This window comes from Proteus myxofaciens ATCC 19692, from assembly GCF_001654855.1.
Classification (GTDB): Bacteria; Pseudomonadota; Gammaproteobacteria; order Enterobacterales; family Enterobacteriaceae; genus Proteus; species Proteus myxofaciens.
The window spans coordinates 1-11,831 of sequence record NZ_LXEN01000077.1; the positions used below are offsets into that span (position 1 = coordinate 1).

General features: G+C 35.2%; 10 protein-coding genes. 8 read left to right on the top strand and 2 right to left on the bottom strand.

Annotated elements, in window-relative coordinates; genetic code table 11:
- The first annotated feature begins 115 nt into the window (after positions 1–115).
- Positions 116–805, top strand: a complete 690-nt coding sequence (locus M983_RS08195; protein WP_066749593.1) for a FadR/GntR family transcriptional regulator — start codon at positions 116–118, stop codon at positions 803–805.
- 82 nt (positions 806–887) lie between these two features.
- Positions 888–2,285: a multidrug transporter subunit MdtD gene (mdtD, locus tag M983_RS08200; protein WP_066749594.1), complete on the top strand. Its 1,398-nt coding sequence runs from the start codon at positions 888–890 to the stop codon at positions 2,283–2,285.
- A gap of 76 nt (positions 2,286–2,361) precedes the next feature.
- Here the strand turns inward: mdtD and rbsK are convergent, their stop codons facing one another.
- Complete coding sequence (gene rbsK, locus M983_RS08205; RefSeq protein WP_066749595.1) at positions 2,362–3,288, bottom strand: ribokinase; 927 nt, start codon at positions 3,286–3,288, stop codon at positions 2,362–2,364.
- A gap of 280 nt (positions 3,289–3,568) precedes the next feature.
- Here rbsK and ravA point away from each other — a divergent pair, with 280 nt between their 5' ends.
- A complete protein-coding gene (gene ravA / locus M983_RS08210; protein WP_066749596.1) occupies positions 3,569–5,068 on the top strand; it encodes an ATPase RavA in 1,500 nt (499 codons plus the stop codon).
- A gap of 7 nt (positions 5,069–5,075) precedes the next feature.
- A complete protein-coding gene (gene viaA / locus M983_RS08215) occupies positions 5,076–6,533 on the top strand; it encodes an ATPase RavA stimulator ViaA (protein WP_066749597.1) in 1,458 nt (485 codons plus the stop codon).
- On the opposite strand, the gene asnA is transcribed toward viaA, so the two are convergent.
- Positions 6,534–7,526 (bottom strand): aspartate--ammonia ligase, encoded by a 993-nt coding sequence (gene asnA / locus M983_RS08220; protein WP_066749598.1) that lies wholly within the window; start codon positions 7,524–7,526, stop codon positions 6,534–6,536.
- 161 nt (positions 7,527–7,687) lie between these two features.
- Between asnA and asnC the strand changes: the two genes are divergently transcribed.
- The 4 genes from asnC to rsmG all read left to right on the top strand — a co-directional run bounded on the left by asnC (position 7,688) and on the right by rsmG (position 11,589).
- Positions 7,688–8,149 (top strand): transcriptional regulator AsnC, encoded by a 462-nt coding sequence (gene asnC, locus M983_RS08225; protein WP_066749599.1) that lies wholly within the window; start codon positions 7,688–7,690, stop codon positions 8,147–8,149.
- A gap of 100 nt (positions 8,150–8,249) precedes the next feature.
- A complete protein-coding gene (mioC, locus tag M983_RS08230) occupies positions 8,250–8,690 on the top strand; it encodes an FMN-binding protein MioC (RefSeq protein WP_066749600.1) in 441 nt (146 codons plus the stop codon).
- A 377-nt stretch (positions 8,691–9,067) separates the two neighbouring features.
- A complete protein-coding gene (gene mnmG / locus M983_RS08235; protein WP_066749601.1) occupies positions 9,068–10,966 on the top strand; it encodes a tRNA uridine-5-carboxymethylaminomethyl(34) synthesis enzyme MnmG in 1,899 nt (632 codons plus the stop codon).
- Positions 10,963–11,589, top strand: coding sequence for a 16S rRNA (guanine(527)-N(7))-methyltransferase RsmG (rsmG, locus tag M983_RS08240; protein ID WP_066749602.1), 627 nt, complete (start codon positions 10,963–10,965; stop codon positions 11,587–11,589). Before mnmG ends, rsmG begins: the two co-directional genes overlap by 4 nt.
- Positions 11,590–11,831: the final 242 nt, after the last annotated feature.

Genomic DNA, 11,831 nt, shown 5'->3' on the forward strand with positions numbered 1-11,831 from the left:
CAACAAAAAGAAGTAAATTGCTCTATTTTCACTCTATCAGGATAAATTTTAAACAGCTTTATTTCACTGACTCACGTAAAATAAGAAATCTATTAAGTCATAGGTAACCATATACATGCAATTAACCGAACTGAATTCATCGTATTCTAAAAAAAATCTTTCTTATATTGTTGCTGAGAAATTAGGTAAACAAATTCTTTCAGGCCATTATGAGCAAGAATCATTATTGCCTGGCGAAATAGAATTAGCTGAAACGCTTTCTGTTAGTAGAACAGTTATTCGTGAAGCGATAAAAATGTTGACATCAAAAGGTATGCTTTTACCTAGACCAAGAATTGGTACTCGAATTACGCCAATGCAACATTGGAATTTATTAGATAATGATCTTCTTACTTGGTGGATAGATAGTGGTGAATTTAGTAAAGTCAGCGATTACTTTTACCACGTTCGTTTAGCTATAGAACCTCAGGCATGTTATTTAGCTGCATTTAACGCAACAGAAAATCAAAAACAGTCTCTATTATTATTTACTGATAAGATGCAACAACTTGATCAAAGCTTCGACCGTCAACAATGGTTAGATATTGATACCCAATTTCACTATCTTATTTATCAGGCAAGCGGTAATCCTTTTTTCGCTTCTTTTGGTTCTCTTTTTCTTTCTGCTTATAAAAAGTATTTCGATATTATTGTCGGCAATGAAACTGTTCAGCCTATAACTCATAGACAAATCGTTCAGGCTATTATTGATGCTGATGGAAATAAAGCTAGAAATCTTTGTTTAACATTACTAACAAATGATTGAATAGTTTTAATACAAATTACTTATCTTTTCTGCCTATAATAAAGCGATATATTAAATTCAGAACAAAGACGGTATATGATACATGTTGAAGTCCGCCAAAAATATGTCAGGATTGCCTTGGATAGCCGCAATGGCTTTCTTTATGCAGTCATTAGATGCAACTATTCTTAACACCGCTCTTCCTGATATAGCTAAAAGCCTTAACCATTCTCCTTTAGCTATGCAATCTGCGGTTATTAGCTATACATTAACAGTTGCGTTATTAATTCCAGTCAGTGGTTGGTTAGCCGATAGATTTGGAACTCGCCTAATATTTATTATTGCCGTTTCTTTATTTTCTGGTGGTTCATTATTATGTGCACTTTCTCCTAATCTGACTTTCCTTGTCGTTTCTCGAGTCATTCAAGGAATCGGTGGCGCTATGATGATGCCTGTTGCTAGGCTAGCTCTATTAAGAGCATATCCTCGTAGTGAGTTACTTCCTATTCTAAACTTTGTCACTATGCCTGGGCTTGTAGGTCCAATAGCAGGACCTTTATTAGGTGGTATATTGGTAACTTACGCCTCTTGGCATTGGATATTTATTATTAATATTCCCATTGGGCTATTAGGTATTTTTTACGCGATTAAACATATGCCAAACTTTACTATGCCAAAACGTAGTTTTGACTTACTTGGTTTTATTTTCTTTGGATTTGGTTTAGTCATGCTTTCAGTCAGTCTTGATCTTTTTGGAGACAAGAATATTGATCGCTATATCCCTATTTTAGTGATTTTAGGTGGACTATTTTTACTTGGGTTATATATCAGCCATGCTAGGCGTAATCAACAACCGCTTATTCCGCTTAATATATTTAAAACGCGCACATTCTCTGTGGGAATTGCAGGAAATATAGCAACACGTTTAGGAACAGGTTGTATTCCTTTTTTAATGCCTCTTATGCTTCAAGTTGGATTTGGATATCCTGCCATTGTATCAGGAATGATGATGGCACCAATGGCAGTAGGTTCTATTTTAGCTAAATCTTTTGTAACTCATATTTTAGTTAAATTTAGTTATAGAAGAACGCTCTTTGCTATCACTATTTTAATTGGACTTATGATAGCTCAATTCGCATTACAATCACCTAATATGTCAATTTATTACCTTGTACTTCCTCTGTTTTTATTAGGTATGGTGATGTCTATACAATTTACCTCAATGAATACCATCTCATTAGCTGATTTAACTGATAATAATGCGAGTTCTGGAAATAGCGTCTTAGCGGTGACTCAACAATTAGCAATAAGCTTTGGTATTGCTGTAAGTGCATCTATTTTAGGTTATTTTGATGCTGAAAATGCTGGGGCTACGGTCGATAACTTCCATTATACTTTTATTGCTGTTGGTGTTATCACTTTATTCTCATCCTTTGTTTTCTTATTATTAGATAAACATGATGGTGATAATTTAACCAATAAAAATAAAAAACAGCAGTAATACATTTTATTGTTTTAGCTTAATAATAAAAAAGAGAGAGGCGCCTCTCTCTTTTTTAGATAGGAAATAAAAGTGATTATTGATTAGACAAAAAAGTATCCACTTCATGGCGCCAAGGTATAGAAGGTTGTGCACCTACTCTTGTCACAGCAATAGCAGCGGCAGCATGAGCAAATTTAATAGCATGTACAATAGGCTTATCTTCTAATAATGCAGTAATAAACGCACCATTAAATGTGTCACCAGCAGCAATAGTATCAACCGCATTCACACTAAAGGCTGGAACAAGAAAACCTTCTTCTCCATATTGGCTTACCCAAACTCCCCTGCTTCCTAAAGTAATTAGGACTATGTTTATTCCTTTATGATGTAAACAATTAGCCGCTTTTTGAGCTTCATTATCATCTGTAACCTTTATACCTGTTAGATATTCTATTTCTGTTTCATTAGGTGTAATAATATCTATCAATGCAAGTAATTCATCAGATAATTCTTGAGCCGGTGCTGGGTTTAATATGACTTGTACACGTTCTTGTTTAGCTATTTTGGCGGCTTTTAATACAGAATCCAATGGCGATTCAAGTTGCATTAGTAATGAATCAGCATTTTTTATTATCGAAGCATGGCGTTCAACATATTGTGTATCTAAACGTCCATTAGCCCCTGAGTGGATACCGATAATATTTTCAGCTTTTTTATCAACAAAAATAAGAGCAACACCCGTTGCCTCTTCTTCTATTAACTCAATATTATTGATATCTATATTGTCAGTCATTAACTGTGTTTTTGCTTTTCTTCCTATATCATCATTTCCTAAACACGCTAAAAAAGAAATATTAGCCCCACATCTTCCTGCAGCAACAGCTTGATTAGCGCCTTTTCCACCAAAAACAGTTTGGAAATGATTACCTGAAACAGTCTCACCAGGAAGCGGAAAATGTGTAACATTAAGAATATGATCACTATTAATACTACCTAAAATTACCAGTTTTTTTGCTTCCATCGTTTTCCCTTATACACAGTAATAACATCGAGATAGATTGCTCAAATAGCATTCAATATTTAGAGATGATCATCTCAACAAGCCCAATAAAAAAATGTGATCGCTATCGAAACGTTTCGATGATAAAACAAAAAAGAACAAAAAAAGAGAAGTAATTAAGTAATGACATTTTCCATTATAAAAAAATTGTGTATAACTTGAATGTTTAACTATATATGTCACTTCTTTTTCTGATATTTTCTTTTAAAGAATAAAAACAAGCCCCCTACGAGGAGTCTTTATGCAATTAGCAGAACGAGTCTCACAACTAAGCCAATATCTTGAAGCAGGGCTTTATGAAAGGCAGTCTGCTATTCGTCTTTGTCTACTTGCAGCATTAAGTGGAGAAAGTGTTTTCTTATTAGGACCACCTGGCATAGCTAAAAGTCTTATCGCAAGAAGAATGAAAGAAGCATTTAAAAATGCGAAAGCTTTTGAATATTTAATGACTCGCTTTTCAACACCTGAAGAAATTTTTGGCCCTCTTTCTATTCAAGCATTAAAAGATGAAGGTAAATATCAGCGTATCACTGATGGCTATTTACCGAATGCTGAAATTGTTTTTCTTGATGAGATATGGAAAGCTGGCCCTGCTATTCTCAATACGTTATTAACAGCTATTAATGAGCGTAAATTTAGAAATGGTGAAAATGAAGTCAATATTCCTATGCGTTTATTGGTTTGTGCATCAAATGAACTTCCTGACTTAGATAATAGCTTAGAAGCCCTATATGACAGAATGCTTATTCGGATTTGGCTGACGAAAATTCAAGAGAAAAAAAGTTTTCGTGCGCTACTCACAAATAAAGAAGTAGGCACTTTTCATATACCGGAGTCTATTAAAATTTCTGCTGAGGAATTTGCTAATTGGCAAGTCGAATTAGAAAAAATCTCTCTTGATGATCATGTGTTTGATTTAATTTATCAGCTAAGAGAGTTATTAGATAAAAGTGATATAGCACCTTATATCTCAGATAGACGCTGGAAAAAAACAGTACGTCTTTTGCAAGCAAGTGCTTTCTTTAATGAACGTAGTTCTATTTCACCTTTAGATTTAATTTTATTGAAAGATTGTCTTTGGCATGATCAGGCTTCTTTTTCTCTTATTGATAAATTATTACAAGATTTATTGGCTGAACAAGCATACCACCAGCTCTTTTTAATAAGAAAAATAGAAACACTTTGGGCAGAGTGGATGCAATCTACAAGAAACAAACAAGACCAACAGGCGTTTCGTTTCGAAAAGCAAAGTAGTATGTTTGGTAGAAATAGTCATTTTAATTTACCAGAAAAATTACAAGCGGATAAATTAACACTGTTTTTACACATTCCATTGAATATTCATAGTATGCAAGTCAATTTTATTACTGTCGAAAGAAAAGTTTTGGATAATTTTACGGCTAAAGGAGATGAAATAGCCGTGCGTCTAAATGGAATTGGTTTTCCACAACCGATTAAAGCCCAAATTCGCCAAGATGGTGTATTAGAGATTTTAGATGTAAGCCGTCGCACAACATCGCTTTATCAACAAACTGAAACAGTTAAAACGGCCACAGAAGAAGACAGTAAAGAGTGGCAAGAGAAGCTAAAAACACTCACGCAAGAGATCTATACAGAACAAGAAAAATTTAATCATCACCAAGCTAACCTCTTTATTGATAATGATTATCTTATTCCTATTGAGAAAAGTTTTTCTCAATTAAATGAAAAATTGTCGCAATTAAAAAGTCAAATAAAGTGATGATATTATGCTGACACTTTCAACATTAGATATGCTTTTATCTATCAATGAAGGGCAACTGATTGAAGAAGTAATTTTAGGATTACTTGCTTCACCTCAATTAGCTGTTTTTTTTGAAAAGCATCCAAGACTAAAACAAGCATTACTGAAAGATATTCATCAATGGAAAAAGGGGTTACAACAACGAGTTAAAGAAACAATTGTCCCTACAATTATTGCTGATGAATTTGCTCTTTATCAACAAACTCAAATATTAAGTAATTCTCTATTTAATCAAGAAATTGAGAAAATTATAACTGAGTTACATAAGCTTGATTCTGCATTTACTAATGAAGCCACTAAGATAACTAAAGGTCATACATCATTATCTCTCGCACAACAGTCATTATTTATCAAACAATGGCGTAGTAGCTTAATTTCTCAAGTTAAAACATTACATAAAATGTTATTTGAACAGGAGCAAGAGCAGTTACTTGCTGAACTTCAAGAACGTTTAGCGTTAAGCGCAAACTTAAGTAATACATTTTCAGAGAATGAAAGAGCTGCAGGACGTTTATGGGATATGACAAAAGGTTCTGTATCAAAAACCCCCTATGATGAAAAAATTATTCAACGTTATAGTGATTTTCTTGAGCAACAACCTGAATTACATAAACTCGCAAGTTTATTAGGCCGTAGTAAAACAGCAAAATCTATTCCAGAAGAGAGTGTTGTTTTTGAATCAGTCACTATTGTAGAAAAAGCACCTGATAACACTCCTGAACAAGTGAATGGTATCAATCTTAATGATGATATTTTACGCTTACTTCCTACTGAACTTGCCTTATTTGGTATTGATGAAACAGAATATGAGTTTTATAGAAAGCTGGTGGAAAAACAACTCAATACCTATCGTTTACAAGGTGATAGTTGGCAAGAGCGTACTGTATTACGGCCGATAACACATCATCATGATGAAGAAAGGCCTAGAGGTCCATTTATAGTCTGTATAGATACATCAGGCTCTATGGGGGGGTTTAATGAACAATGTGCTAAAGCCTTTGGATTAGCATTAATGAAAATAGCGATTGCAGATAATCGTTCATGTCACGTCATGTTATTTTCAACGGAAATTATTCACTACCACTTATCATCTGCTAATGGTTTACAAGAGCTTATTAAGTTTTTAAGTCAAACATTTAGAGGAGGGACTGATTTAAGCCTTTGTCTGGAAGAAGTGGCGGATAAACTTAATAGTTCAGCATGGAAAGATGCTGATGCTGTTGTTATTTCCGATTTTGTTGCCCAAAGGTTACCCGAAAACCTAATCAACAAAATTAAAAAAAGCCAACAGCAACAGCACAATCGCTTCCATGCGGTAACGCTATCCAATTACGGTAAACCCAGTATCATGAAAATATTTGACCATATTTGGCGTTTTGATACTGGATTAAAAAGCCGTTTACTTCGACGCTGGCGTCAATAATTACAGCATATCAGCAAATGCTGAGCGTGTATCTTGCTCCCATACACCACATTGTACTTGTCCAATATGCTCTTTTTGCAGCAATAACATGACTAAACGTGATTGACCAATACCGCCACCGATGCTTTGAGGCATATCACCTTTAATTAATGCTTTATGCCAATCAAGTTCAAGACGTTTTGTATCATCAGTTAGTGATAATTGACGCATTAACGTCTCAGCATCAACACGTATACCCATAGATGACACTTCAAAAGCATCTTGTAATACAGGGTTCCATACGATGATATCGCCGTTTAATCCTGTAAAGCCATCTTCATTTGGCGTTGTCCAGTCATCATAATCAGGTGCTCTTACATCGTGAGATTCACCGCTTGATAATGCACCACCAATACCAATTAAGAAGACAGCACCATATTCTTTTGCAATCGCTTTTTCGCGAGCTTTTGCATCAAGATCTGGATAGCGACGTAATACTTCTTCAGTGTGGATAAAATGAATTTGATCTGGCAGGAACGGTGTCAGACCAAATTCATCACTAACTGCTTTTTCAGTTTCTTTTATTGCTTGATAGATTTTACCCACTGTCTGCTTAAGATAAGGAAGTGAACGTTCCTTACCTTCCATCACTTTTTCCCAATCCCATTGGTCTACATAGACTGAATGGATTTTGGTTAAGCGATCTTCGTCTGGACGCAATGCTTTCATGTGCGTATATAAGCCTTGACCAGAGCTAAATCCAAAACGCCCTAAAGTTTTACGTTTCCATTTTGCTAAAGAATGGACAACTTCAAAGGTAGAATCAGGTAACGATTTAACTTTAACTTGAACGGCTTTTTCATGACCTGACAAGTTATCTTGAGTTCCATCACCAAGGCGACTTAATATTGGTCCTTGAACTTCAATCAATCCAAGTTCTTTTTCCAGCATGCGTGAAAAATATGATTTTACAAAGCTAATCTGTTGCTGAGTTTGAATGAATGATTTTTCCATTTTTATATCCCTAGTGATGATGTGTTGTGTTTCTCTGATATAGATTAAGCAACAAAACAGGCACTAAATTCAATATACTTGATGAAAAATAGCCTTGTGTGTTTTAAATCGTTAAAATTATAGCCTTAAAAATGAATTATCGTTAAAAACAGAGGTAATAAATGGACAATATTTATCAAATCGACAATCTCGATAAAGACATACTTCATGCTTTAATGAAAAATGCCAGAACTCCTTATGCTGAATTGGCTAAAAAATTTGCAGTTAGTCCAGGCACAATTCATGTTCGCGTAGAGAAAATGAAGCAAGCTGGAATTATTACAGGAACACGTGTAGATATCAGTCCTAAGCAGTTAGGCTTTGATGTATGTTGCTTTATTGGCATTATTTTAAAAAGCGCAAAGGACTACCATACGGCTTTAGATAAATTGGATAAGTTAGATGAAGTTGTAGAGGTATATTACACAACAGGTCAATACAGTATTTTTATTAAAGTAATGTGTAAAAGTATTGAGGCTTTGCAAGACGTACTTATCAACAAAATTCAGACAATAGATGAAATTCAGTCCACTGAAACATTAATATCTCTGCAAAACCCAATAACACGCACGATCAAGCCATAAGCATTCACACTTATTTTTTTTTATAACCACATTATCCACAGGTAGATCCCAAGTGATTCACAGCGTACAATAGCGCGACTTGAACATGAGGAGATCATTAATGAAAAAAGTCACTCTAATTAGTGGCAGTACTATGGGTAGTGCTGAATATGTCGCAGAACACTTAGCAGAAATATTATCTGAAGAAGAATTTGAGACAGAATTACACCATGGGCCTTCTCTTAATGATCTTCCTAAAGAAGGGATCTGGCTAATAGTTACTTCAACACATGGTGCTGGAGATATCCCTGATAATTTGCAGCCTTTTGCAGATGAATTATCAGAAACTGATATAGATCTAAGTAACATTATTTTTGGCGCTATTGGTATAGGAAGTAGTGAATATGACACTTTCTGTGGCGCTATCAGAACATTAGATCAAAAACTAACAGAAAAAGGGGCAACTCGGTTAGGTGATCGCTTAGAAATTGATATCCAAGAACACGACATTCCGGAAGATCCAGCTGAAGAATGGTTAGCTTCTTGGAAAAATTTACTCTAATTCGAACAAAAAAACAGCAAACAGATGTGGATAACTATGCTTAAAAGCAGGGGTTAACCCGTAGTTATCCATTGTATAAGCCAGTATCAATAAATGACCTGTGTATAAGTCGCTGTTTTGATCCCAGCTTATCAGCAGATAGATCACGGATCATTCACAGTATATGATCCTTTACATTTTTATGATCTTTAACTAGAAAATCCACTTATCCACAGAGGATCGCTTCCCTAATAAAAGATCTAATAAAGAGATCTTTAAATAAAAAGATCTTTAAATAATTACCGACGAAGATGCTCACTTGTATCTGTGAAAAAGTTGAGTAGAATTCGTCTTCCCAATGCAACATATTTCGCATTCGTAACATTTAAGGTTCACACATGTTTTATCCAGAAAACTTTGACGTCATTGTTATCGGTGGTGGTCACGCCGGTACCGAAGCTGCTATGGCTGCTGCTCGAATGGGGCGTCAAACCCTATTACTGACCCACAATATTGACACTTTGGGCCAAATGTCTTGTAACCCAGCTATTGGTGGGATAGGTAAAGGGCATCTGGTAAAAGAGATTGATGCTATGGGTGGATTAATGGCAACAGCTATTGACCATGCAGGTATCCAATTTAGAACCTTGAATGCAAGCAAAGGGCCTGCTGTAAGAGCAACCCGAGCACAAGCAGATCGCGTTCTCTATCGCCAAGCAATACGTACAACACTTGAAAATCAACCTAACTTAATGATATTTCAACAACCTGTTGAAGATCTTATTGTTGAAAATGAACAAGTAACAGGTGCTGTTACACGTATGGGATTAAAATTCCGTGCTAAATCTGTTGTTTTAACCGTAGGAACTTTCCTTGATGGAAAAATTCATATTGGTTTAGAAAACTACAGCGGGGGTAGAGCAGGTGATCCACCTTCTGTTTCTTTATCGCATCGTTTACGTGAATTACCGCTACGAGTTAGTCGATTAAAAACAGGTACACCACCTCGTATTGATGCTAGAACGATTGATTTTAGTCAATTAGCACCTCAATTAGGTGATAATCCAACACCTGTTTTTTCATTTTTAGGTAACGTTTCTCAACATCCAGAACAGATGCCATGTCACATTACTTACACCAATGAAAAAACCCATGAGGTAATACGTAATAACCTTGATCGTAGTCCAATGTACGCAGGGGTTATTGAAGGTATTGGACCTCGCTATTGCCCTTCTATTGAAGATAAAGTAATGCGATTTGCTGATCGTAATTCACATCAGATCTTCTTAGAACCAGAAGGGTTAACCAGTAACGAAATTTATCCAAATGGGATCTCAACAAGCTTACCTTTTGATGTACAAATGCAAATCGTTCATTCCATGAAAGGAATGGAAAATGCAAGGATCATCAGACCAGGTTATGCCATTGAATATGACTTCTTTGATCCACGAGATCTGAAACAGACGTTAGAAAGTAAGTTTATCAATGGGTTATTCTTTGCTGGTCAAATTAATGGTACCACAGGCTATGAAGAGGCTGCTGCTCAAGGGATGTTAGCTGGCTTAAATGCTGCTCGTTATGCCTTTGATGAAGAAGGTTGGTATCCTCGTCGTGATCAGGCTTATATTGGTGTATTAGTTGACGATCTGTGTACTTTAGGTACAAAAGAACCCTATCGTATGTTTACTTCACGTGCTGAATATCGCTTAATGTTACGTGAAGATAATGCTGATCTACGTTTAACTGAAATTGGCCGTAAATTAGGTATGGTTGATGATAATCGATGGGCTCAATTTTGTGAAAAAGTTGAACTTGTTGAGAAAGAACGTCAACGTTTAAGAAATATCTGGGTACACCCTCAGGCAGAAAATATATCTGAAATCAATGCGTTAATAAATACACCACTTTCAAAAGAAGCCAATGGTGAAGATTTATTACGTCGTCCTGAAATGACCTATGATGTTTTGAAAAAAATATCACTTTTCGCACCCGGTATCGATGACTCAAGACCACAAGCTGCTGATCAAGTTGAGATCCAAGTTAAATATGAAGGTTATATCAACCGTCAGCAAGAAGAGATAGAAAAACAACTGCGCAATGAAGGTGCTACTCTTCCTGTTGATATTGATTATAAGCAAGTGAGTGGTTTATCAAACGAAGTTATTGCAAAGCTTAATGATCATAAACCTACCACAATAGGTCAAGCATCACGGATTTCAGGAATAACACCTGCTGCAATTTCTATTTTATTAGTTTGGTTAAAAAAACAAGGTTTATTGCGTAGGAGTGCGTCATGAGTGACTTACTTAATCGGCTAAAAAAGCTGGCTAAGAAAGCCAACATTGAATTGACAGATCTTCAAGCTCAAAAGCTAACTGATTATGTCATGATGCTAGATAAGTGGAATAAAGCATATAATCTCACATCAGTAAGAGATCCTGCTCAAATGCTTATCCGCCATATTCTTGATAGCATTGTGGTTAGTCAATATCTTGAAGGTGAAAATTTTATTGATGTAGGAACAGGGCCTGGCTTACCAGGAATTCCTTTAGCTATAATGCGTCCCGATCACCACTTTGTATTGCTAGATAGCTTAGGTAAAAGAGTACGCTTTATGAAACAAGTCCAGCATGAGTTGGGCTTAAATAATATTGAGCCTGTGCAATACCGAGTTGAAGAGTATCAAGTTGAAAAACCTTTTGATGGTGTTATTAGCCGAGCATTTGCTTCTATGAGAGATATGCTTTCTTGGTGTTCACATTTAGTGACACCAGAGTATGGTAAATTTTATGCACTAAAAGGCCAAATTCATCAAGAAGAACTTGATGAACTTTCAGCTAATGGACTTAAAATGCCGGAAAAAGTCATTAGCCTAGAAATACCGGAATTGAATGAACAACGACATTTGGTTATCATTTAATCAGTTTTGAGTTTTGCTACACCTCTTTTTTCATATTTTGTGCTCTGACGATAACATTTACAATGTTATCGTCATTTGATTTAAGGCTAATAATATGAAAGGAGATTATTTACTCAAGTATTACAATAAATCAACAAATGATGTTTTTATTTTATGACTTAAATAACCAATGTATTTCTATTTTTATTTCTAAAATAATTTAATAATTTTATGCATTATAATAAAAATGAATTTATTTAATT

Coding starts and splice junctions, on each gene's coding strand:
- M983_RS08195 (WP_066749593.1), top strand. CDS start 116: ATGCAATTAACCGAACTGAATTCATCGTATTCTAAAAAAAATCTTTCT.
- mdtD (WP_066749594.1), top strand. CDS start 888: ATGTTGAAGTCCGCCAAAAATATGTCAGGATTGCCTTGGATAGCCGCA.
- rbsK (WP_066749595.1), bottom strand. CDS start 3,288: ATGGAAGCAAAAAAACTGGTAATTTTAGGTAGTATTAATAGTGATCAT.
- ravA (WP_066749596.1), top strand. CDS start 3,569: ATGCAATTAGCAGAACGAGTCTCACAACTAAGCCAATATCTTGAAGCA.
- viaA (WP_066749597.1), top strand. CDS start 5,076: ATGCTGACACTTTCAACATTAGATATGCTTTTATCTATCAATGAAGGG.
- asnA (WP_066749598.1), bottom strand. CDS start 7,526: ATGGAAAAATCATTCATTCAAACTCAGCAACAGATTAGCTTTGTAAAA.
- asnC (WP_066749599.1), top strand. CDS start 7,688: ATGGACAATATTTATCAAATCGACAATCTCGATAAAGACATACTTCAT.
- mioC (WP_066749600.1), top strand. CDS start 8,250: ATGAAAAAAGTCACTCTAATTAGTGGCAGTACTATGGGTAGTGCTGAA.
- mnmG (WP_066749601.1), top strand. CDS start 9,068: ATGTTTTATCCAGAAAACTTTGACGTCATTGTTATCGGTGGTGGTCAC.
- rsmG (WP_066749602.1), top strand. CDS start 10,963: ATGAGTGACTTACTTAATCGGCTAAAAAAGCTGGCTAAGAAAGCCAAC.